Annotated in this window: 26 protein-coding genes; 23 read left to right on the plus strand and 3 right to left on the minus strand. The window is 63.4% G+C overall.

Annotated features, from left to right (window positions below; all coding sequences use genetic code 11):
- Positions 1-38: 38 nt before the first annotated feature.
- The 3 genes from fliN to motA are packed head-to-tail and all read right to left on the minus strand — an operon-like array spanning position 39 to position 2,296.
- Complete coding sequence (fliN, locus tag NKH57_RS16590; protein WP_023761675.1) at positions 39-425, minus strand: flagellar motor switch protein FliN; 387 nt, start codon at positions 423-425, stop codon at positions 39-41.
- Positions 426-440: 15 nt separating this feature from the next.
- The gene (locus NKH57_RS16595) at positions 441-1,388 is read right to left on the minus strand and encodes a FliM/FliN family flagellar motor switch protein (RefSeq protein WP_352945529.1); all 948 of its coding nucleotides are present in this window, start codon (positions 1,386-1,388) and stop codon (positions 441-443) included.
- 32 nt (positions 1,389-1,420) lie between these two features.
- Positions 1,421-2,296: a flagellar motor stator protein MotA gene (gene motA / locus NKH57_RS16600; RefSeq protein WP_023761677.1), complete on the minus strand. Its 876-nt coding sequence runs from the start codon at positions 2,294-2,296 to the stop codon at positions 1,421-1,423.
- 147 nt (positions 2,297-2,443) lie between these two features.
- Here motA and NKH57_RS16605 point away from each other — a divergent pair, with 147 nt between their 5' ends.
- From NKH57_RS16605 to NKH57_RS16715, 23 genes are all read left to right on the plus strand, one after another.
- Complete coding sequence (locus tag NKH57_RS16605; protein WP_352945531.1) at positions 2,444-3,565, plus strand: DUF1217 domain-containing protein; 1,122 nt, start codon at positions 2,444-2,446, stop codon at positions 3,563-3,565.
- Between the two features lie 7 nt (positions 3,566-3,572).
- Positions 3,573-4,295, plus strand: coding sequence for a flagellar basal-body rod protein FlgF (gene flgF, locus NKH57_RS16610; protein WP_352945533.1), 723 nt, complete (start codon positions 3,573-3,575; stop codon positions 4,293-4,295).
- 3 nt (positions 4,296-4,298) lie between these two features.
- Positions 4,299-5,702 carry a flagellar protein export ATPase FliI gene (gene fliI / locus NKH57_RS16615; protein ID WP_352945535.1) on the plus strand — a complete coding sequence of 468 codons (1,404 nt, stop codon included), beginning with the start codon at positions 4,299-4,301 and terminating at the stop codon, positions 5,700-5,702.
- The gene (locus tag NKH57_RS16620; RefSeq protein ID WP_352945537.1) at positions 5,683-6,528 is read left to right on the plus strand and encodes a hypothetical protein; all 846 of its coding nucleotides are present in this window, start codon (positions 5,683-5,685) and stop codon (positions 6,526-6,528) included. The genes fliI and NKH57_RS16620 overlap by 20 nt, the downstream gene beginning before the upstream one ends.
- Before the next feature lie 84 nt (positions 6,529-6,612).
- Complete coding sequence (gene flgB, locus NKH57_RS16625; protein ID WP_023761682.1) at positions 6,613-6,993, plus strand: flagellar basal body rod protein FlgB; 381 nt, start codon at positions 6,613-6,615, stop codon at positions 6,991-6,993.
- 2 nt (positions 6,994-6,995) lie between these two features.
- Positions 6,996-7,412 carry a flagellar basal body rod protein FlgC gene (gene flgC / locus NKH57_RS16630; RefSeq protein WP_023761683.1) on the plus strand — a complete coding sequence of 139 codons (417 nt, stop codon included), beginning with the start codon at positions 6,996-6,998 and terminating at the stop codon, positions 7,410-7,412.
- Entirely contained in the window at positions 7,412-7,738 is a 327-nt protein-coding gene (gene fliE, locus NKH57_RS16635) for a flagellar hook-basal body complex protein FliE (protein ID WP_352599734.1), read from the plus strand. Before flgC ends, fliE begins: the two co-directional genes overlap by 1 nt.
- 11 nt (positions 7,739-7,749) lie before the next feature.
- Entirely contained in the window at positions 7,750-8,538 is a 789-nt protein-coding gene (gene flgG / locus NKH57_RS16640; protein ID WP_013529795.1) for a flagellar basal-body rod protein FlgG, read from the plus strand.
- 6 nt (positions 8,539-8,544) lie between these two features.
- The gene (gene flgA, locus NKH57_RS16645; protein ID WP_352945540.1) at positions 8,545-9,081 is read left to right on the plus strand and encodes a flagellar basal body P-ring formation chaperone FlgA; all 537 of its coding nucleotides are present in this window, start codon (positions 8,545-8,547) and stop codon (positions 9,079-9,081) included.
- Positions 9,078-10,319: a flagellar basal body P-ring protein FlgI gene (locus tag NKH57_RS16650; RefSeq protein WP_352945542.1), complete on the plus strand. Its 1,242-nt coding sequence runs from the start codon at positions 9,078-9,080 to the stop codon at positions 10,317-10,319. The genes flgA and NKH57_RS16650 overlap by 4 nt, the downstream gene beginning before the upstream one ends.
- A 3-nt stretch (positions 10,320-10,322) precedes the next feature.
- Positions 10,323-10,910 (plus strand): MotE family protein, encoded by a 588-nt coding sequence (locus tag NKH57_RS16655; protein WP_352945544.1) that lies wholly within the window; start codon positions 10,323-10,325, stop codon positions 10,908-10,910.
- Complete coding sequence (gene flgH, locus NKH57_RS16660; RefSeq protein WP_352945546.1) at positions 10,907-11,617, plus strand: flagellar basal body L-ring protein FlgH; 711 nt, start codon at positions 10,907-10,909, stop codon at positions 11,615-11,617. The genes NKH57_RS16655 and flgH overlap by 4 nt, the downstream gene beginning before the upstream one ends.
- Before the next feature lie 19 nt (positions 11,618-11,636).
- Positions 11,637-12,131 (plus strand): flagellar basal body-associated FliL family protein, encoded by a 495-nt coding sequence (locus NKH57_RS16665; RefSeq protein ID WP_352945548.1) that lies wholly within the window; start codon positions 11,637-11,639, stop codon positions 12,129-12,131.
- Positions 12,128-12,859, plus strand: a complete 732-nt coding sequence (fliP, locus tag NKH57_RS16670; RefSeq protein ID WP_352945550.1) for a flagellar type III secretion system pore protein FliP — start codon at positions 12,128-12,130, stop codon at positions 12,857-12,859. The genes NKH57_RS16665 and fliP overlap by 4 nt, the downstream gene beginning before the upstream one ends.
- Positions 12,860-13,093: 234 nt before the next feature.
- Positions 13,094-14,083 (plus strand): flagellin N-terminal helical domain-containing protein, encoded by a 990-nt coding sequence (locus NKH57_RS16675; RefSeq protein ID WP_352945552.1) that lies wholly within the window; start codon positions 13,094-13,096, stop codon positions 14,081-14,083.
- A gap of 266 nt (positions 14,084-14,349) precedes the next feature.
- Complete coding sequence (locus tag NKH57_RS16680) at positions 14,350-15,417, plus strand: flagellin N-terminal helical domain-containing protein (RefSeq protein ID WP_031260865.1); 1,068 nt, start codon at positions 14,350-14,352, stop codon at positions 15,415-15,417.
- A gap of 134 nt (positions 15,418-15,551) precedes the next feature.
- Positions 15,552-17,198, plus strand: a complete 1,647-nt coding sequence (fliF, locus tag NKH57_RS16685; protein ID WP_352599725.1) for a flagellar basal-body MS-ring/collar protein FliF — start codon at positions 15,552-15,554, stop codon at positions 17,196-17,198.
- 3 nt (positions 17,199-17,201) lie between these two features.
- A complete protein-coding gene (locus tag NKH57_RS16690; protein ID WP_023761694.1) occupies positions 17,202-17,822 on the plus strand; it encodes a hypothetical protein in 621 nt (206 codons plus the stop codon).
- Positions 17,819-19,198, plus strand: coding sequence for a MotB family protein (locus tag NKH57_RS16695; RefSeq protein WP_352945555.1), 1,380 nt, complete (start codon positions 17,819-17,821; stop codon positions 19,196-19,198). Before NKH57_RS16690 ends, NKH57_RS16695 begins: the two co-directional genes overlap by 4 nt.
- Positions 19,195-20,577, plus strand: a complete 1,383-nt coding sequence (locus NKH57_RS16700; RefSeq protein WP_352945557.1) for a MotC family chemotaxis protein — start codon at positions 19,195-19,197, stop codon at positions 20,575-20,577. Before NKH57_RS16695 ends, NKH57_RS16700 begins: the two co-directional genes overlap by 4 nt.
- Positions 20,574-20,822 carry a hypothetical protein gene (locus NKH57_RS16705; protein ID WP_352945559.1) on the plus strand — a complete coding sequence of 83 codons (249 nt, stop codon included), beginning with the start codon at positions 20,574-20,576 and terminating at the stop codon, positions 20,820-20,822. The genes NKH57_RS16700 and NKH57_RS16705 overlap by 4 nt, the downstream gene beginning before the upstream one ends.
- A 27-nt stretch (positions 20,823-20,849) precedes the next feature.
- Complete coding sequence (gene fliK, locus NKH57_RS16710) at positions 20,850-21,983, plus strand: flagellar hook-length control protein FliK (protein ID WP_352945561.1); 1,134 nt, start codon at positions 20,850-20,852, stop codon at positions 21,981-21,983.
- A complete protein-coding gene (locus tag NKH57_RS16715) occupies positions 21,913-22,500 on the plus strand; it encodes a transglycosylase SLT domain-containing protein (protein ID WP_050589583.1) in 588 nt (195 codons plus the stop codon). The genes fliK and NKH57_RS16715 overlap by 71 nt, the downstream gene beginning before the upstream one ends.
- Positions 22,501-22,682 lie beyond the last annotated feature (182 nt).

Consider the following 22,682-nt stretch of genomic DNA (forward strand, 5'->3'; position numbering starts at 1 on the left):
TCGCCTTCGCTGCCACCGGCAAGCTCCGCAACCCATGTCTAGGCGCCCTTCGTGCCAGCGATGATTTCGGTCAGCCTGATGCCGAAGCGCGACGGATCGCTTTCCAGCACGGTGATCTCGCCGCGCGCGATCTTGCGGCCGTTGACCACAACGTCGACAGGTTCGCCGATACGACGATTAAGCGCCACCGTCGAGCCCTTCTGGAGCGCCATCAGGTCAGAGACCGGCATCTCGGTGCTGCCGAGGATGATCTGAACATCGACGGGGATGTTCATGATGACGCTTGAATTGGCGCCGGAGGCCGCCCTGAACGCCGCATCCGGGCGTTGTTCCTCTTCGTGCAGGACCCCGCGCAATTCTTCAATGGCACGGTCGAGTTGTTCGTCCGGCTGGTCGAGGTCGGCTTCCACCTTGGTCTTGGCCATGATTGTCTCCAGTGCTCAGGCGCGTCCGGCGGCAGCCGGCATCAGCCCGTCGATAAAATCCTGCCCGGCATCGTAGGGATGCTTGATTCGGACGGTATAATTCTGTCCCAGTTTGCCGAATTCGCAGACGAACAGCGTCTGGCCGCGGGCACTGAGACGCGCTTGGGATTGCGCCGTTTCCTCGAATTCGATGATCTGGCCGATGTCGAAGTTGGCGAGGTCGCCGAGCGTCAGCCGGGCCAGTGGCATGGTGGCTTCGAGCGCTACCGTTGAGCGCATCACCTCTTCCGAAAAGCGCGCGCGCCAGCTGGCGTTTTGATCCTTCTCGCTGACCGCGGCAACGCCGTCCCGACCGGCCAGCACGATACGCTGCGGCATCGTCACGGTGATGGTGCCGCTGTCGGCCGGCGTCGAGACGCCGAGGACGATGCGCAGTGCGGCGCCGTCGCGCAACACGTGTCGCTTGGCCTCCATCCCAGACATCGCCCGCGGCGCCGGAAGCCGTAGCTCAAGCGAGCGCCGACCGGATCCGTTCAGCGCCTGCGCGACCTGTTGAAACACCATCGTCGAAACGTCGGTCTCGATCGGCGACAGGTCACGCTCGATCGGCGACACTGGCATGTCCGGGTCACCCCCAAACAGCGTCGAGACCATGATGGCGATCGCGGCGCCATCGATGACGAGGGTCACTGCATCGGAAGACGTCGGCGAGGCAACGACGGTCATCGCGAAATTCTCACCGGCGCTGGAACGCGCCTCGGGAACGCGGCTGATCTCGACCGCTTTGAGATCGACAATGACCGGAACGCCAAGCTCGCCGGTCAGGCTTTTCTGCAGCAGCGGCACAGCGCGCTCGGCCATGGCGCGACCTGCATCGATGACCTGGGCGGCCTCGCCGCTGTCGCCGACGAGGCGCTCGATGATCAGCGAACGCGCTTCCGATGGGCTGCCTGGACTGGTCATGACGGTGCGGGGACCGATCTGTCGCGCATCGCTCAGGCGGCCTTCTTTTCGACGGCGCCGGTGTTCATGGTGCTCTGCTCGACGGCGTCGATCGTCGGTCGTTCGTAGGATGAGATGGTCTTGCGGCCGAACTCGATCGCCACCTGCGGCAGCGCGCCGTTCATGTAGGCCAGAAGCGTCTGCTTGACGATGATATAGAGGCGATTCTTCTTCTCACGCACCGTCTTGATCTTGGTGGCGACAGGCCCGACCACCGCGTAGGACAGGAAGATGCCGAGGAAAGTGCCGACCAGGGCCGCGCCGATCAGGCCGCCTAGGATTTCCGGCGACTGGTCGAGCGCGCCCATCGCCTTGACCACGCCAAGGACGGCAGCGACGATGCCGAGCGCCGGCAAGCCATCGCCAACCGCGATCAGCGCGTGATAGGCCTTCATCTTGTCGGATTTGATGGTCTGGATTTCCTCGTCCATCAGCGCCTCGATCTCATGCGAGCGAGCATTGCCGATTATGATGATGCGACAGTAGTCGCAGATGAAATGCGTCAGATCATGGTTCTTGAGCACGGTCGGGAATGCCTGGAAGATCGCCGACTCCTCGGCATTGTCGATATGGGCTTCGACCTCACTGCGCGACTTCGAGCGCAGCTCGCGCATCAGTGAGTGCAGCACGCCCAGCGTTTCGAGATAGTCCCGCTCCTTCGGCACAGCCTGCTTGAACGCTTCGAGGATGGCCTTGCCGGTGTCCTTGACCGTCTTCATCGGGTTGGCAACGAGGAAGGTGCCGAGCGCCGCACCGCAGATGACCACGGCTTCCCACGGCTGTACCAGCACATGAAGATGGCCGCCCATGGCCATGAAGCCGCCAAGGACGCAGCCGAGCGTCACCACAAGTCCAATCAGAATGCCCACGAAAGGTCCTTCCGCATTTCACATCAGGAGCAAGGAATAGCCCTCGTGCCTTGTGTGAGGCTTGAATCGAAGCCGCCGGATCCGATTCAGTTTCGCGCAAGGAAGTAGGGATATTGTCCTGACATAGCTTCGGCCGGAGGCACGTTTTTGCTGAATACCTTTACCAGCTACCAGCTCATCACCAAGGACATCTCGAAGTCGATCGACAGGATCGAGCAGCAGCCGGTGGTTGATCGCGACACAAAATATTATCTCGCCAACATCACCAAGGTGAAATCGATCGACGATTTCGTCAAGAATGACCGTTTGTTCAAATATGCCATGAAGGCCTACGGGCTTGAGGACATGGACTACGCCAAGGCCTTCATGGTCAAGGCCCTGAAGGAAGGTGTCTCCAATCCCGACAGTTTCGCCAACAAGCTGACCGATAAGCGCTATGCCGAATTCGTCAGCGCCTTCAATTTCGCCGCCAACGGCGCCAATGCAACCATCTACAACAAGACGCAGCAGATGGTGACCAAGAACTACGCCACGCAGGCGGAAATCGCCGGCCTCGATCCGACTTCGGCCTATGTGAAGGGCGAGACCACATACTATCTCGCCAACATCACCAAGGTGAAGTCGATCGACGATCTGATGTCGAACAATCGGCTCTACACATATGCGCTGGCTTCTTTCGGTCTCGATTCGGCGACGGAGGACAAGGACCTCATCAAGCGGGTCCTGCAAGGTGGCGTCCGCGATCCTGACAGCGTCGCCAACAAGATGACGGACAAGACCTACGCCGCACTTGCCTCCGCCTTCAATTTCGAAGCCTATGGTGCGAACACCACCACCATCAATCCGGCACAGCAGCCCACCGTCGACAAATACATGCGCCAGACCCTCGAAGAGGACGCCGGCAAGACCAACCAGGGCGTGCGGCTGGCGCTTTATTTCGACCGCAAGGCGCCTGATATCACCAGCTGGTTCGACGTGCTGGCCGACACCGCGCTTGCCAGCGTCGTGCGCACAGTGCTCGGGCTGCCCGACTCCTTCGCCACCGCCGATGTCGACAAGCAGGCGCAGCTGTTCGAGCAGAAACTCGACATCTCGGATTTCTCCGACCCCGAGAAGCTCGGCAAGTTCCTGACACGCTTCGCCAGCATGTACGAGATCAACAACCCGACGTCATCGGCCGTCACATCGGTCGGCGTGCTCTTTGCGCAGCCGATCACGGTCGGCATCTCCACCGACCTGATGATGGCCATGCAGAAGCTGAGGTTCTGAGAGCATCATGCGGGACAGTCTGTACGTCGCCCTTTCCTCGCAGATCGCGCTCGAGCGCCGCCTCGATACGATCGCCGACAATGTCGCCAACGCCTCGACGATCGGTTTTCGCGCCACCGGCGTGAAGTTCGAGGACGTCGTCTCCGGCACCGGGTCGAAATCGGTGTCCTTCGCATCCTCCGGCAAGACGTACCTTTCCGGCGCTCACGGAGCCTTGAGCGAGACCGGAAATCCCTTCGATTTCGCCGTCCAGGGCGATGCCTGGTTCGCCATCGATACACCTGTCGGCACGGTCATGACCCGCGACGGGCGCTTTTCGATGAACGAGAACGGCGAACTCATGTCGATGGAAGGCCACGCAGTGCTCGATGCCGGCGGCTCGCCGATCCAACTCGATCCGCGCAACGGTCCGCCCAAGGCCGGGGCCGACGGTTCGCTGCGCCAGAACGGTCAGCTTGTCGGCTCGATCGGTCTCTACAAGTTCGATCCGGGCGAGAATTTTGTCCGCTACGGCAATTCCGGCATCGTTCCGGCACGCACGCCTGAGCCTGTTACCGATCGCTCCGATATAGGCATCGCCCAGGGGTTTCTCGAAGAATCCAACGTCAATCCGGTGCTGGAGATCACCCGGCTGATCATGGTCCAGCGCGCCTTCGAGAACACCGCTGCCCTTATGCGGCAGACCGACTCCTCCACTGACGAGGCGATCAAGACGCTCGGCTCGAAATAGTCCATGTCACTTGACCAGCCATCCCTGCGCGCATCCGAAAGGCAGCTCCAGCCAGCCCCGAAAGACCGGCTTGCCGCGCTGGAACGGGTATGGCAGCGTTTCGCCGACGCCGAGACGCTACTCAAGCGCGGAGGCCGCGTCACCGAAGTCACGCCCACGCATTACAAGGTGCACGGCCTATCCGATTTCGCCAGGCTCGGCGACATCGTCGAGCAGCGCGGCCATGGCGGCACGCGCCATGGCGAGATCGTCAAGATCAGCCGCGACGAAGTCGTCGTGGCGCCCTTCGAACGCAGTGCAGATGCCGGCATCGGCGATGCCGTGTTCCGCCGCGGTCCGCTCGCGGTGTCGCCGCATGCCTCGTGGCGCGGCCGCACCATCGACGCGCTCACCAGGGCAATCGATGGCGGCGCGCCGCTCGTCAGGGGTGATGAAGCTTCGAGCGGCGCCCAGACGACGCCCGGCGCAATGACGCGGCAGCGTGTCGGCACCGCCTTCATGACCGGGGTCAAGGTCATCGACATCTTCACGCCGCTCTGCTTCGGCCAGCGCCTCGGCATCTTCGCCGGCTCCGGCGTCGGCAAGTCGACGCTGCTCGCCATGCTTGCCGGCGCCGACGCGTTCGACACCGTCGTCGTGGCGCTCATCGGCGAACGCGGCCGCGAAGTCCGCGAATTCCTCGAGGACACGATCGGCGACAGCATGGCCAAGACCGTCGCCGTCGTCGCCACCAGCGATGAGAGCGCCATGATGCGCCGTCGCGCGCCGGACACTGCCATGCGCATTGCCGAACATTTTCGCGATCAGGGCCACCGCGTGCTCCTGGTGCTGGACTCGATCACCCGCTTCGCCCACGCGCTGCGCGAGGTGGCGACGGGAACCGGCGAGCCACCGGTCGCGCGCGGCTACCCGGCTTCGGTGTTCACCGAACTGCCCAAGCTGCTCGAACGTGCCGGGCCAGGCACTGAAGGCAAAGGATCGATCACCGCCATCATCTCCGTGCTGGTCGACGGCGACGACCACAACGACCCGGTCGCTGATTCCGTGCGCGGCATCCTCGACGGTCACGTTGTGCTCGACCGCACAATTGCCGAACAGGGCCGCTACCCGCCGGTCAATCCGCTGTCGTCCATATCGCGGCTGGCCGACAAGGCCTGGAGCACCGAACAGCGCGCGCTGGTGACAAGACTGAAGTCGATGATCTCGCGGTTCGAGGATACGCGCGACATCCGCCTGCTGGGCGCTTACCAGGGCGGCGTCGATGCCGAGCTCGATATTGCCGTGCGCCAGGTGCCGCTGATCTACGAAGCGCTGACGCAAGCGCCGAAGGACCGCCCGTCAACCGATCCGTTCTCCGATCTCGCCCGCCACCTCAAGAGCAAGCTGAATGCCGATGCCGGAGACTGAACGCGAATATACCGAGCGCATCCTGCGCGACATGATCGCCGAGGCCAACGCGGCGGAGAAAGCCCGAGCTGACGAAGCCAGAACCGCCAAGGCAAAGGTTGCCCGTGCGATCGCTGCCAAAGCCGAGGCGGTTCTGGCCAGAGCCGTAAAGCCAGCCCTGCCACGGGTTGCCAAAGCCGAGGCCGTTCTGGCCAGGGTCGGCGAGCCCGCTCCGCCCAGGGTTCCCCGGGCCGGGGCCGCCGAGATGACCCAAGCCAGCCGCGAATCGCTGATCGACGGGCTGTTCCCGCGCACCGAATGGCCGCAGCCGCCAAAGGCGCAGTTTCCGAGGCTGAAAAAGAAATCCGACCGGCGCAGCGACTTCGTCATTGCCGCGCTCGGCATCACGCTCGGGCTGATCTGCGCCCTGTTTCCGTGGTACATATTCTTCAATCAGGACCAGTTCGGCGTACAGGCGATCAAGTTCGGCGGCACCGGCACCAATTCGGGACGGGCGGGCGGCGGCGTGGTCGCCCAACGCAGCGCGGCGCTGACGGCCAAAGACGTTCCGGCCACCAATCTCGATCTGCTCGCCACGGGAACCGTGCAGGATGACGCCAATCCCTCACCGGCACCCGACGATCAGCCCTTTCCGGCCGACGCGGCGAAATTCCGCATGGTCCATGTCGCCAATGGCCGCGCCATGATCGAGGACGACGCCGGCCTCTGGATCGTCCAGCCTGGCTCGATACTGCCGGATACCAGCCAGGTGTCATCCATCGAGCAGCGCAACGGCAAATGGGTGATGGTCACCAGCACCAACCAGGTGATCCAACTCTCCCGATAGGCGCCCCGTCTGAAGCCTGCTGCTATCCGCAAGGTCCGCGCAAGACTGGCGGCCTAGTCTTCGGGAACCCGCCCGGAGATTCCCATGGAGCCCGTTTCCCTTTTCGACCTCGCCGCCAAGCAAGCCCAGTGGCTGGCCGTGCGCCAGTCGGCCGTCGCCGGCAACATCGCCAACGCCAACACGCCGGGCTACACGGCAAACGATGTCGAACCGTTCGAAAAGGTGCTCGACCGCACAGCCGTGTCGCTTCAGGCCACACAGGCCGGTCATCTCGGTAACGCAGCGACCAATGCCGGCTTCACCATCAAGCCGCAGGAAGATGACGGCGTCATCATGCCGTCCAAGAACTCGGTCGTGTTGGAAGACCAGTTGATGAAGGCCGGCGAGGTGCGCCGCTCCTTCGAGCTCAACACGGCGATCGTCAAGGCGTTCCATTCCATGATGATGATGGCGGTGAAGAGCTGACCATGGACGCGCTGACCGCAGCCCTCAAAGTCGCAGCATCCGGCCTCGGCGCCCAATCGGAGCGGCTGCGCGTCGTTTCCGAAAACCTAGCCAACGCCCAGTCGACGGGAACTGCTCCCGGCTCCGATCCGTATCGCCGCAAGACCATCAGCTTCGTCTCCGAGCTCGACCGGACCTCCGGCAGCTCGACGGTTGCAGTGAACTCGATCGATCGTGATCCCAGTGACTTTCCGGTCGAGTTCCAGCCCGGCAACGAGGCCGCCAATGAGAAGGGCTACGTCAAGATGCCCAACGTCAACGTGCTGATCGAGATGGCTGACATGACCGAGGCCAACCGCTCCTATGAAGCCAATCTTCAGGTCGTCAAGCAGGCGCGCGACCTTATTTCGATGACCATCGACCTGATGAGGAACCAGTAATGATCAGCGGCCTCGCAGCCCTTCAGTTCAAGTCGCCGATCGGCGGCGACGATGCGATGACAAGCCTGCTCCAGGGCAGCGCGACATCTTCGGCCGGTGGCAATGTCGGCACCTCCTTCGCCGAAGCGTTGAGCCAGGCCGCCTCCAAGACGGTCAACACGATGCAGAACGCCGAACAGGTGTCGATACAGGCGCTCAAGGGCGACGCCGACACCCGGCAGGTGGTCGACGCCGTGATGAGCGCGCAGCAGGCGCTTCAGACCGCCGTCGCCATCCGCGACAAGGTGGTTTCCGCCTATCTCGAAGTCAGTCGAATGGGCATCTGAGGAATTCCGCCATGAAAGCACTCGCCATCGCCGCCACCGGCATGAATGCCCAGCAGACAAATCTGGAAGTCATCGCCAACAACATCGCCAACATCAACACCACCGGCTACAAGCGCGCCCGTGCCGAATTCTCCGACCTCCTCTACCAGGTCGATCGCACGCAGGGTGTGCCCAACCGCTCCAATGCCTCGCTGGTGCCGGAGGGCGTCTCGATCGGCCTCGGCGTCAAGACGACGGCCGTGCGCAACGTTCACACCCAGGGCGAACTGACCAGCACCGGCAACAGTTTCGACCTGGCGCTGACCGGCAGGGGCTGGTTCCAGATCGAAGGCGCCGACGGCGGCACGCTCTACAGCCGCGCCGGCGCCCTCAACACCAACGCGACAGGCCAATTGGTGACAGTCGACGGCGCTGCCGTCATTCCGGCCATCAACGTCCCCGTCGATGCCGTCGAGGTTATCGTCAACAAGACGGGACAGGTCTTCGCTCGCATCGACGGCCAGACCGACCTCCAGAATCTCGGCCAGCTTCAGATCGCCAACTTCGCCAACGAGGCGGGCCTGGCGCCGCTCGGCGACAATTTGTTCCAGGAAACCACGGCCTCCGGTCCGGCGAATGTCGGTGTCCCGGGCGATCCAGGGTTTGCCACCATCCAGCAGGGCTATCTCGAAGCCTCGAACGTCGATCCGGTCAAGGAAATCACCGAGCTGATATCGGCACAGCGCGCCTATGAGATGAACTCCAAGGTCATCCAGGCCGCCGACGACATGGCCTCCGTCGTCTCCAAGAACATCAGGTAGCGAACGATGTCGACGCCCGGCCTCCCGTCCGCATTCCGCCGCACCGCGCTCGTCCTTGCGCTGGCAACGGGAAGCATGCCGGCTTTTGCCCAGGAATCGACAAACCAGTCGGCCGACCAGTCAGCCACCCAGATCGCCAGCAATCAACCTGTCGGCGACGTCGTGCTGATACCCAACCGGGTCATCTATCCCGGCCAGACCATCGAACTTACGGCTTTGAAACGGGTGACCCTCATCGCCGGCAAGCACAAGCCGGACGGAGTCGTCACAAGGGCCGAGGAACTCGACGGCAAGGTCGCCAAGCGCACGCTGCTGCCCGGCCGCTACATCCCTTCTACCGCCATCCGCGAAGCCTGGCTGGTCGAACAGGGTGCGTCCGTGCAGGTCTTCTTCATCGCCGGCGGACTGACGATCTCGGCAACCGCGGTGACACTGCAGCCAGGTGCCGCGGGCGACCTCGTCAAGGTCCGCAACGTCGACAGCGGCAAGATCCTGTCCGGCACGGTGATGGCGGATGGAACCATCCAGGTCAGCGCTTCATGATGCGCGGACTTACCCTGATATTGGCAGCCGTACTTGGCCTGCAACCGGCTCTGGCCGACGGCCTGACACCGAAGGCCAAACGCGATCTCGCCGCCAAGAATGGCGGCGTCTATAACGATCCCGAATATGATCCGGCCACCACCAGCCGCATGTTTCGGGTCTCGTCCGGGCCGAGTTCGCTGCCGCCGGGCCAGGTCGCCTCGCGCATCAAGGACATCGCCCAGCTGCAGAGCTCGCGCGACAACCAGCTGGTCGGCTACGGTCTGGTCATCGGCCTTGCCGGATCGGGCGACAGCTTGCGCAACTCGCCGTTCACCGAACAGTCGATCCGCGCCATGCTCGAAAATCTCGGCATCGCCACCGAAGGCGGCAGCGCGCGCGCCAAGAACGTCGCCGCCGTCATCGTCACCGCTAACATGCCCCCCTACGTGCAGTCGGGCGCTCGCATCGACATCGACGTCTCCTCGATGGGCGACGCGACTTCGCTCGCCGGCGGAACGCTGATCATGACGCCGCTTAAGGCGGCGGACGGCGAGATCTATGCCGTCGGCCAGGGCTCGGTGATCGTTTCCGGCTTTACCGCCAAGGGACAGGCCGAGCAGCTGACGCAAGGCGTGCCGACGTCCGGCCGCGTGCCCAACGGTGCCATCGTCGAGCGTGCCGTCCAGGCCGAGTTCGACGATCAGGCAACACTGACGCTGCAACTGCGCAATCCCGACTTCTCGACCGCCATCCGTATCGCCGATGCCATCAACGACTACACCAGCCAGCGTTTCGGTGCGCGCGTAGCGGCCGAGCGCGATTCGCGCACCGTGCAGATCAGAAGGCCAAAGGGTGTTTCGGCGGCTCGCTTCTATGCCGAGATCGAGAACCTTGTTGTGGAATCGGACACGCCGGCCCGTGTCGTCATCGACGAGCGCACCGGCACCATCGTCATCGGCAACGACGTCAAGATCTCGCGGGTCGCCATCAGTCACGGCACGCTCACCGTGCGGATCACCGAAGCACCGCGCATCGTGCAGCCCGAGCCCTTCTCCAAGGGCGAGACCGCCGTCGAACCGTTCACCGCCATCGAAGCCAGCCGGCCCGACGCCCGCGTTGCCGTGCTTGACGGTCCCGATCTCCAGACCCTCGTTTCCGGCCTCAACCGGCTCGGCGTCAAGCCGGACGGCATCATTGCCATTCTGCAGGGCATTAAATCGGCCGGAGCCCTGCAGGCCGACCTGGTTCTGCAATAGGCTATGCCGATGACACGCTCCTTCCCACGCCGTGAAGGATATCGCCCCGTCGCTATCCTGCTCGTGACCGCCGTTCTCGCGGCTCTGCCCTTTGCCGGCGATACCGCACGCGGTGAGGAGGCGATCCGCCAGGTCCTGCCGGGAGCCCCGGTCGCAGCGGCGGCGCAGCAATTGGCGCGAGAGAAGGCACCCGACCAAAGCGAGATCGAGCGTTTTTGCTCCAACATCGCAGACGCCGCCCGCGACCGCCGCTATGTCTTGCAGGCGGAGGAACTGAAACAGCTCCAGGCCGGCATCGACCAGCGTATGAAGGCGCTGGAGGAAAAAAAGGCCGAATACGAGACGTGGCTGAAGCGACGCGAGGTTTTCCTGGCCCGGGCCGAGGACGGCGTGGTCCAGATCTATGCCGGCATGAAGCCTGACGCCGCCGCCGAGCGGCTGGCCATCGTCAACGCGGATCTGGCGGCGGCCGTATTGATGAAGCTCGACCCCCGCAAAGCGAGCGTCATCCTCAACGAAATGGACCAGAAGGCGGCGGCGACGCTCACCGGCATCATGGCTAGCGCAGCCCGAAGGGTAGACCCGTCATGATCCGCAAAATGCTCGTCCTGTTCGCGGTCGTCATGTTGTCCGGTTGTGGAACCAACCTGAAAGAGGTCGGCAGGGAACCGGCTCTGTCGCCGGTCGGCTCCGGCATCGACGACGGCAGCAGCTCTTCCCTCTATCGCTATCCGGAAACGCCGCCTGCGCCGCCCAGGAAATTCTCGCTGTGGGATGACCGCCAGAGCCGGTTGTTCACCGATCCGCGGGCGCTGTCCCAGGGCGACATCCTGACCGTCAAGATCAGGATCAATGACCGCGCCAACTTCAAGAACCAGAACGACAGGAGCCGCACTGCCAACCGCAAGCTCGGTTTCGATATCAGCGCGCAATGGGACAAGATCGGCAGCACCGCCGGCAAGGGTGCTGGCGCTCTCAACTCCACCACGGACACGACCGCTGATGGCGAGATCAAGCGATCGGAAACCCTGGAGCTCAATGTTGCTGCCATCGTCATCGATGTCCTGCCGAACGGCAATTTGATGATCAAGGGATCGCAGGAAGTGCGCGTCAACGCCGAACTCAGGGTGCTGACCATCGCCGGCATCGTGCGGCCGGCCGATATCGGCGCCGAAAACACAATCCCCTACGAACGCATCGCCGAAGCGCGCATCTCCTATGGCGGACGCGGCCGCATCACCGAGATCCAGCAACCTGCCTACGGCCAGCAGGTTCTCGATCAGGTTCTTCCGTTCTAGGATTGGAGAACACCGCGCCGTGGCAAATGTCGAACAGGTTCAGCCCCGCAAGGGTCCTTCGCTCGCGGTCCAGGGCGGCATGCTGCTGGTTGTGACGGCGGCCGCCATCGGCATGGGCTGGATGTCCGGCGGTTACCTGAAGGGCGTCGGCGCACCTCCGACGGTACCGGCGGCGCCTGAGAACCAAGGCAAGACCGAGCAGCAGGCTGCGGCCGAGCAGCCAGGCGTGGGGCCAACGCTCGTCGTGCTGGCGCCGATCACCACCAACATCGCTTCGCCTGCCGATACCTGGATCAGGATGGAGGTGTCCGTCGTCTATGATGGGCCGCAGCCACAGGCAATGTCGGACGACATCCACCAGGATCTTCTGGCCTTGGTGCGCACCTTGAAGATGCATCAGATCGAGGGCGCCAGCGGCTACCAGCACCTGAAGGCCGATCTCGAGGAACGCGCCTCGATCCGCAGCCAGGGTCACGCCAAACAGGTTCTCATCAGGACATTGCTGCTCGAATGAGAAAGTTCCTTCTCGCCATGGCGTTGATCGCCGCCGCCACGTCCGTCGCGGCGGCCCAGCAGCTGGATCTCGGCGGCATCGGCAAGGCCGATGGCACCACCGTCGGCTACATCATCCAGATGTTCGGCCTGCTGACCGTGCTGTCGGTGGCGCCGGGCCTGCTGATCATGGTGACCAGCTTCACCCGTTTCGTCATCGCCTTCTCGATCCTGCGCGCCGGCATCGGCCTGCAGTCGACGCCGGCAAACCTCATTCTCATCTCGCTGTCGCTGTTCATGACCTTCTATGTCATGGCGCCGACCTTCGATCAGGCCTGGAACACCGGCGTCAAGCCGCTGATGGACAACCAGATCACCCAGACCGAGGCGTTCGAGAGGATTTCGGATCCGTTCCGCACCTTCATGCTGCACAATGTGCGCGACAAGGACTTCGACCTGTTCGCCGATCTCGCTCGCGAGCGCGGCCAGACAGTTTCGCGCGACACCGTCGACCTCCGCATTCTCGTACCCGCCTTCATGATCTCGGAGATCCGGCGCGGCTTCGAGATCGGCTTCCTGATCGTGCTGCCATTCCTGGTCATCGACATGATCGTCGCGACGATCACCATGGCGATGGGTATGATGATGCTGCCGCCGACAGTGGTGTCGCTGCCGTTCAAGATCCTGTTCTTCGTCCTGATCGACGGCTGGAATCTGCTCGTCGGCAGCCTGGTGCGCTCCTTCAACTGATCCCGGGCGACTGAATCCTGCAGCGCCGCTCTGGCGCGCTGCTCAGGCGCAGGATTCACGCAATATATTTTCGATTAACCGTCCGGTTTAGCCCTTTGGTAGGGACTTGCCCGCATATTCGCTCGCAGATGGCGGGTGATCGATTTCCAGAGATCATTGGCATGATGCCGCACCGTCATACCGGTAGAGCCGGTATGTCAAAAAAACACGTGTAAAATCAGGGTACGAGTAGCCATGTCCAGCATCATGACGAACACTGCCGCGTTGACGGCACTGCAGAGCCTGAACTCCACCAACAAGAACCTCGAAGCCACCCAGTCCCGCATCTCGACCGGCTACAAGGTCTCGCAGGCCTCCGACAACGCCGCTTACTGGTCGATCGCCACCACGATGCGTTCCGACAACCAGGCAATGTCCACCGTTTCGGACTCGCTCGGCCTCGGCGCTTCGAAGGTCGACACCGCTTACACCGGCATGAACAGCGCGATCAGCACGATCAACCAGATCCAGCAGAAGCTGACCGCATCCTACGGTCAGACCGATGCGGCCAAGGAAAAAACCCAGGTCGAAATCGCCGCTCTTCAGAACCAGTTGAAAGCCTACGCCGACGGCGCCACCTTCTCCGGCACCAACATGCTGTCGGTGTCCACGGCTTCGGGCACGGCGGCAGACGTCAAGATCGTTTCGGCCTTCAATCGCAGCTCCACCGGTGCGGTTTCGATCTCGACCATCGACGTCAAAGTGGAAAGCATCAAGCTCTATGACGCCGGCGCCGCGCCGACCGCCAAGGGCATCCTCGACACGGCCCGCCTCGGCACCACCGGCGCTGCGGCCGCAGCCTCGGGCTCGCAGTCAGCCCTGGGCGCGGCTGCACTGGTCACCGATACCTATTCGGTCGCCTCGCTGACCATCTTCGCGGGTGGCGTTGCTGCCAGCGATAGTCAGATCGCGCAGCAGATGACCGTCGTCGACGCGGCGCTCAAGGACATGACCAACGCCGCCACCAAGCTCGGCGCCGCCAAGAGCTCTATCGACCTGCAGAAGACCTTCACCTCGAACCTGATGGACTCCATCGATCGCGGTATTGGCCAGCTCGTTGACGCCGACATGAACAAGGAATCGACGCGTCTGCAGGCCCTGCAGGTCCAGCAGCAGCTTGGCATCCAGGCGCTGTCGATCGCCAACGGTTCCTCGCAGTCGATCCTGTCGCTCTTCCGCGGCTAATCGCCTCCGCTCCACCACATTTCGCACCAAGAAATCGGGCCGCGCCAAAAGCGCGGCCCGATTTGCGTTTTTCTCCAGCCCCGCGCAACCGTCGCTCCTTAACTCTGGAAGCCAGCGTTTAACAGGCTGTTAACCATGTCGCGCTAATTATGGTTAACCAATAGCTTACAACAGTTGGCGAATCGGCCCTACCGGCACGATAGCAGCGTTGAACAGTCCTATCCGGCGTGTCTGAGCATGTCGGCTTTTGAGAAGGAGCGACTTTCTTGGCGAGCATCATGACAAACGCTTCGGCGTTAACCGCACTCCAAAGCCTCAGCGCCACAAGCAAGTCGCTCGAACAGACGCAGGCTCGTATATCGACGGGCTATCGGGTCTCGCAGGCCTCCGACAACGCCGCCTATTGGTCGATCGCCACCACGATGCGTTCGGACAATCAGGCCCTGTCGACGGTCCAGGACGCACTCGGCCTCGGCGCCTCGAAAGTCGATACCGCCTACACCGGCTTGAACAATGTGCTGACGACGATCGGTCAGATCAAGACAAAGGTGCTCTCGACCGTCGGCCAGACGGATGCCGCCAAGGCGAAGACCCAGACCGAGATCAAGGCCCTTCAGGCGCAGATGAAGTCCTTTGCAGATGCAGCCACCTTCTCGGGATCTAATTTCCTTGCGGTGACCTCCAAGCAGGTCGCGGCCGCCAATGACGGCGTCCAGCCCGACTCCCAGATTGTTTCTTCATTCAATCGCTCCTCATCCGGCGCCATCTCGATCGGAACGATCGACATCGATGTCGAGAGCACTAAGCTCTTTGACTACGGCCTTGCCAGCGACGTGAAGAACTATGGCACCCTCGATCGCCAGACTTCCATCTATTCCACAGGAGCCGCCCAGACGGAGTATGACACAGCCTATGCTGCCGCGATCGCCGGCGGAGGGACTGATATCGCCGCGAACACCGCGGGCCAGGCCGCTGTTACCGGCACCCCCGCCAAGATTGACAACATCTCGGCCTACAACCTCGATATCACGGCGGCCGGGGTGACCGACGATATCATCACGCAGATGGTGAATAGGATCGACAAGGTCATGGCTCAGCTGACCGACTCCGCCACCATCCTCGGCGCCGCCAAGAGCAGCATCGACCTACAGAAGACCTTCACCCAGAGCTTGATGGACTCCATCGACCGCGGCGTCGGCCAGCTCGTCGATGCCGACATGAACAAGGAATCGACCCGCTTGCAGGCATTGCAGGTGCAGCAGCAGCTCGGCATCCAGGCGCTGTCGATCGCCAACAGCGCCTCGCAGTCGATCCTGTCGCTGTTCAAGAACTGATCACAGGCGCCACTAGCGCGATCCCCACTCATCCCGATTGACGGGCCGCGTCGCAAGCGCGGCCCGATTTCATTTTCGCACAAGCTTCGAAGACTACTGTTCCGGCGGACAATCATGCTGGGAGTCGTTGAACCGTGCCGGAACAGATCCAGAGCATCATCTCGAATCTCCGCGGGTTTGGCGTGAAGCGCCTCGCCATGCTGGCGGGCATCGCGGTTCTGGTGATGGGTGTCATCGGCATCGCCTCGGTCTATCTCAACCGCCCCGCCTACGACACGCTCTATGTCGGCCTCGACCGCGCCGACGTGAACCAGATCGGCCTGGTGCTGGGCGAAGCCGGCATCGGCTTCGACGTCGGTGCCGACGGAACCTCGGTGCTGGTGCCGGCCGGCACCACCGCGCAGGCGCGCATGCTGCTGGCCGAAAAGGGGCTGCCGACAAGCGCCAATGCCGGCTACGAACTGTTCGACAATGTCGGCTCGCTCGGCCTCACCTCCTTCATGCAGCAGATCACCCGCGTGCGTGCGCTGGAAGGCGAGATCGCCCGCACCATCCAGTCGATATCGGGCATCAAGGCGGCGCGCGTCCATATCGTCATGTCCGAACGCGCCAATTTCCGCCGCGACGAGCAGCAGCCTTCCGCCTCGGTGGTCATCCGCTACGCCGGCATCGACGCCGAGAAGAGCGCCATGTCGATCCGCCATCTCGTTGCCGCCGCCGTCCCCGGCCTGTCGGCCGACAAGGTGACGGTGCTCGATTCCAGCGGCAATCTGCTGGCCGCGGGCGATGACCCTTCCAACACCAGCGCCGCCCGCACGCTCGGCGTCGAGCAGACCGTCGAGGCTCAGATCGGCGACAACATCCGCCGTGCGCTGACTGCCTATCTCGGCCCCGATAATTTCCGCGCCAGCGTCAAGGCCGAGGTCAACACCGACACCCGCCAGACCGAAGAAACCATCTTCGATCCGAACTCCCGCGTCGAACGCTCGGTGCAATCGGTGCGCGCCAACGAGAACAACAATCAGAAGCAGGCCTCGACCCCGGCCAGCGTCGAACAGAACCTGCCCGAGACCCAGGCAACCGCCACCGATGGTCCGCAGTCCTCTTCGCAGAACGATCGCAGAGAAGAGATCACCAACTACGAGATCAATTCAAAGAAGATCGCCACCGTCTCCAACGGCTACAGCGTCACCAAGATGTCCATTGCCGTCGTCGTCAACCAGCAGCGGCTGATGACCATACTCGGCAAGGACGCCACGCCGGAGCAGATTGCCAAGCGCGTCGCCGACATCCAGAAGATGGTGACCTCGGCCACCGGCCTGGACGAAAAGCGCGGCGACGTCATCGATGTCTCGGCTGTCGAGTTCATCGACGGGCTGGAGGGCGAGGCGATCCCGCAGGCCGGAATGCTCGATTCCATCGGCCAGCATGCCGGCACGCTGATCAACGCCGGCGCCTTCATCGTCGTGGTGTTCCTGGTCGCCTTCTTCGGCCTGAGGCCAATGGCGTCGGCGCTGACGGCTAAGGCAACACCGGCCCTGTCGGGCCCCAGCTTCGATGACGTCCAGCGCTCGCTGCCAATGCCGGAAGCCACGGCGGTCGCCGACAATGTCGCGGTTGGCGCCTTGCCCGGTTCGCGACCAGGTCCGACACCGCTCGATGATCTTCGCCAGAAGATCAGGCCGGCGCCGCAGGATCGGCTTGCCCGAATGGTCGACCTCAACGAGGAGCGTACCGCGCAGATCCTGCGCAAATGGGCAGCCCAGGAAGTTGCGGTGTAGACCATGCCCTCCGCAGCCCTCTTCGACCTTCTGCCTGATTTCGGCACACGCACGCAACGTGCCAGCCGGGCCACGGTCGATCCCCAACACAATCAGGAGACGCCTGCCCCGCAAGCCGATATCGGCACGCTGATCGCGGAAGCGGTTGTCCAGGCCGAGGTTGCGCTTGAGGCGCGCCTTTCGGTTGCGCATGAAGCAGCGCTCGAAGCCGAACGCCAGGCCAATGCAGAAGAAGCAAGGGTATTTCTCGAAAGCCTTGGCGACGATATCGGCAAGGCGGTCTCGCAGCGTATCGATGCCATGGAGGCGCGTGTGACCGGACTTGTCGCCGCCACGGTCGCTCGCATCATTGGCGGCATCATTAGCGACGATCTGCAGAAACGCTCGATCGAGGTGCTCGCCAGTGCGATACGCGAGGCGGTCGGCGATGCTGAAGCGGTGCGCATCGCCGTCCGCGGGCCGCTCTCACTATTCGAAACGCTGAAGGCATCGCTCGGGCCACGCGCCGCCAATCTCGACTTCGTCGAGACACCGGGCTTCGACCTCACTGTCGCCATCGACGAGGCGGTGTTCGAAACGCGCATGGCCGAATGGTCGACGACCCTCTCAGAGGTTCTTGCATGAGCGTCGCAGAGGCCGGACACGCCCCCCACGAAATCATCATCGTGCGGCATGCGCATGGCGATCACGACGACGCCCACCATGGCGGCGTCTGGAAGATCGCCTTCGCCGACTTCATGACGGCCATGATGTGTTTCTTCCTGGTCATGTGGCTGATCAACGCCGCCAACGAGCAGACCAAGGCGGCCGTCGCCAGCTACTTCAACCCAGTCAAGCTGGTCGACCGCAATTCGAGCCGCAAGGGCCTGGAGGATCTCGGCGACGGTCCGCGCGCGATCGGCACGACGGCCGACAATCCGCAGAAGGCGACCAACAAGGCCGGCCAGGACGGCGACGGCTCGGCGGACCGCAAGCAGGAAAAGCAGGAACTGTCGCAGGCGGAGCACTCCGACGAGCATCTGTTCGCCGATCCTTATGCGGTGCTTTCGGAAATCGCCACCGACACCGGCGTCATGCAGAACGTCAGTCAGAAGGGCGACGGCGGCGCGCAGGCTGCCGGCCCGGCGACAGGCGCCTCTGGCGGCGCCTCCTACCGCGATCCCTTCGAGCCGGATTTCTGGTCGCAACAAATGGCGGCGCCCGCCGCGGAGGCCAGTGCCGAGCGCACCAGGATCGAGGGCGATCCGGTCAAGCCCGGCGACAAGGCCGCCGAAACGCAAGTGCCGAAAGTCAAAGCCGTACCGCCCGTCGCTGCCGCACCGCACGAACCGCTGGCCAAGGACGCGATCGGCAAGCGGGCCACGAATCCGGAAATGGCCAAGGTCGGCGACACGAAATCAAGCGAAACCAAACCGGGCGAGACCAAGCCAGGCGAGACCAAACCGAACGACATCAAGGCCGCGGACCCAGCCAAGGCCGACGCCGAGGCGCAAAAGGCTGCCAAGCCCGAAACCAGCGGGAAGGCGCCTACCGCGGCCGCTGTCAAGGCCGCGGCCGACGTCAAGCGGCAGTTGGCCGATGCCTTCAAATCCGGCGACAAGCTGCACGACGGCGTCTCGGTCGAAGCCACCGACAAGGGCGTCGTCATCTCTATCACCGACCAGTTCGACTTCGGCATGTTCGAGGTTGGCTCGGCGCTGCCGAGACGCGAACTTGTGCTGGTGATGGAGAAGATCGGCCGCATCGTCAACAGCCAAAAGGGCACCATCAGCATCAACGGCCACACCGACGCACGACCGTTCCGTAGCGACAGCTATGACAATTGGCGACTGTCGACGGCGCGCGCGCATTCCGCCTACTACATGCTCGTGCGCGGTGGCGTCGACGAACGCCGCATCACCGAGGTCGCAGGCTTCGCCGACCGCCAGCCGAAGGACCCCGCAAATCCATTGGCGGCCGTGAACCGCCGCATCGAAATCCTGATGGCGACCGACGGATGAGGCGAACGGCCGCCACCAGCCGATTGATTGGCCTGTTGCTGCTGGCCGGCGGACACCCGTCGGCCGGCTTCGCTCAGGAAGCGCTGCAGCCATATCAGCTGGTGCGCTCGCTGCAGCTGGTGCAGGATCGCATAGCCACCGGCGATCATGCCGCGCTGCCGATGCAGGCCAAGCTGCTGGAGATGGCGGATGCGCGCCTGCGCACGGCGGATGCCGAGGACTACAAGGATCCCAAGAACTTTCGCGCCCTGCTTGTCTACGGCATGAGCGGCGGCAATCCGGTGACCGTCGAGGCCGCCGCGTCGCGCGCCACGACGGACCCGCAAAACCTTGCCATAGCCAAAGGCGTGATCAACTACCTGACCGGCCGGCCCGGCGAGGCGATCGAAGCCTTGAAGCCGATCGATCCCATGGCGCTGCCTCCAGATCTCGGCGCCTTCCTGGCGCTGGTCAAAGGCTCGTTGCTTGCCGGCGACCAGCCGGCGGCCGCACTTGGTCTGCTCGACGAGGCGAGGTTGCTCAGCCCCGGCACGCTGGTCGAGGAAGCGGCACTGCGCCGTTCGGTCGGCATTGCAGCCACGCAAGGTGACGCGGCACGCTTCGCGCTTGCCTCCACCCAATATGTCGAGCGCTATCTTTATTCACCCTATGCCAGCCAGTTCGCCGACTCTTTCGTCTCCGGCGTCATCGCACTGCATATGTCGATCAGCCAGGACAAGCTGGCCGATATTACCTCGATGATGGATTCCGAGCGCGAGAAGGTGATCTATCTACGCATCGCCCGCCGCGCCGCGATCGACGGTCTGAACGACCTGTCGGCCTTCGCCTCGGCGCGGGCCGAGCAGGGCCGCGACGGCAACACCAACCAGGATGATCCCCGCGCCCTGCTCTATGCCAGCCTTTCCACCGTCACCTCGGGCACTATCGAGGATGTTCGCGGCAAGCTTGGCAAGATCGACCGCAGCCGGTTGTCGGATGGCGACCGCGCCTTGCTCGACGCCGCGCAGGCCATTGCGGGCGAAGTCGTGGCGCCGCCCACCGCCCTTCCCGAGGAAAAGCCTGCCCCTGTTGCGGTCGAGCAACCACCGATGCCCGAGACCGCTACACCGCAAGGCGCCGATGTCAGCGGGCTGCCACCGGTCGAAGGTGCGATCCCGGAGCAACCTGCCGCTGCCGCGGCCTCCGGCGGACCAGCTGCCAGTGCGCCGGACACGCACGCGGTTCCGTCCGCGCCTGCCGATGCGGCGGCTGTCATGCCGGCGTCGGCACCGTCGCCTGCTGCCAGTCCCCAGCCTACCGATCCGACCGATGCCGCCATGACCAGAACACGTCGACAGCTCGACGTGATCGACCAGATGCTTGGAGCCGCCCCAAAATGACCACCAGACTCGGACCGGCCCTGCCAGGATCTGCCTCCACGCGCGCGACGTCGGAGCGACCGGCCGCGAATGGCAGGAACGATGACGATGGCTTCGGCAAGGTGCTGCGCGGCGACACCGATCCTGCCCGCCCGCAACGGCAGCCGACGACCGAAGCGGGAACACGAAACCCGCGCTGGAGCAAGCTCACTGCCGGCCTCGCCGGCCATGTCGGCAAGGCCGAGCCGTCGTCGGCCGCGCCATGACCGATCGCCCCCGCCAAAGGGCCGACCGTGAAGGCCGGCAAGGACGACCTGGGACCAAAGTCACACAGGGACGATGCCGACGCCGAAGAGACAGCACCGGTAGCCGATGCCGCGCCGCTTCATGACGATCTACCGCTGCTGATCGCGTTTCATGACCTGCGCCATTTCTCGACATCGTCCAAAGCAGCCGGGCGCGACGCAACCACTGGCGAGAGCCCGCCGGCCCCGGCGCTCGACGGGCAAGCTCCACTGCCGAAGACCTACCGCTCGAAATTGACGGCCGGACGCGAAGCCCTCGAGACCGTATCGAAGCCGGAGCAGGTCTCGATCGTCGAGGGGTCTCTGACGGCGCTTGACGCCAAGCCGCCGAGTGCTGCGGTTGCGGCCTCGATTACGTCGAAACGCGACAACGCGGTGGCGGCCCAGAAGCTGCCCGACGCGCCGGCTGCCGACGCGCCCGGCGTACGGTCGAGGCACGCCGCCGCGCCGGCGATGAAGAGCATCGAGGACGTCCAGTCCGCGATGCGGCCCGAAGCGGGAAAACAGTCCCTGTCCGCGACACGCATCGACGTGGTGTCCGAACGGAGCTACCCAGCACCGCCGCAAAGTCCCATCAGCCAGGCAGCTCTCAATGTGGTCAACGCCATAGCCGCCGATAGCGGCCCGCAAAAGGCAGTTTCAGCCTCATCCACGACCGCCCAGCTGGCCAGCTCTGTTGCCGTTCCGACACATGTGTTGAAGATCGAGCTGCACCCAGCAGAACTCGGTATGGTTACGGCCCATCTTCGCCTCTCCGGAGAACAACTTTCGATTGAGCTGAAGCCTGAAACACATGACGCCTATCGTCGTCTGTCAGCCGACAGCGAGGCCATCGTCAAATCGCTGCGCGGGCTTGGCTTCGAGGTCGACAAGGTCACAATCCTGCAACCTTCGGTAGCAGCCCCCGCCACAACCCGCTCCGATGCAACCGCACCCCTGCCGGCGGCAACGGGCCGCGATCCGTCGTCCTTTCAACCCGGGAATTCGGGCGGCGGCAATGGTGGAGCCGGCGGCCAGAAATCGGGTCAGCAACCCTCGGGGAAACGCAACGATGATGCGCAGGATTACGGCCGCGGCACTTCGCCTTCTCGCGAGCGCTCTGGCGGCGATATCATTATCTAGCGCGGCAAGCGCTGCCGCTGCTGTGGCCAACCCTTGCGAGCCGGAGATCCTGCGCGCCGCCGATCGCTATGGCGTACCCGCCGGCATCCTCTATGCCGTTGGCCTGACGGAGACTGGAAACAAGGGCAGCCTTCAACCCAACGCCTTGAATATAGAGGGAAAAGCGGTCTTTCCGCGAAGCCGGGCCGAAGCCCTTGCCGCCTTTGCCAATGCCCGCCGCGAGGGCAAGACGCTGATCGATCTGGGCTGCATGCAGATCAACCATCACTACCACGCCTCGCATTTTCGCAGCGTCGAGGACATGCTCGACCCACGCCAGAACGTCGATTACGCGGCGCGCTTCCTGGCCGGCCTCCATGCCCGTCACGAGACCTGGTCGATGGCTGTCGCCCGCTATCATGCCGGTTCCGACAACGATCCGGCACAGAAGATCTATGTCTGCCGCGTCATTGCCAACATGGTCGCCACAGGCTTTGGAAAATGGACCGCGAACGCTCGCGGCTTTTGCAACCCATAAGCGTATTTCCCGGTTCAGCGAGTCGATCCCGCAACCCTGACTCGTCGCTTGGACCAAGTCGGCTCTTACCCTCGAGAGCATATTTGGCTGCATGCTAATGCAACCGATACGATTCCGGACTCCCAAGAAACTAGCTACAAGAAATGACGGTTGTTCAGGATTCTCGCCAGCGGATACGCCTT

The organism is Mesorhizobium sp. M1050 (genome assembly GCF_040318715.1).
In the GTDB taxonomy this organism is placed as follows: domain Bacteria; phylum Pseudomonadota; class Alphaproteobacteria; order Rhizobiales; family Rhizobiaceae; genus Mesorhizobium.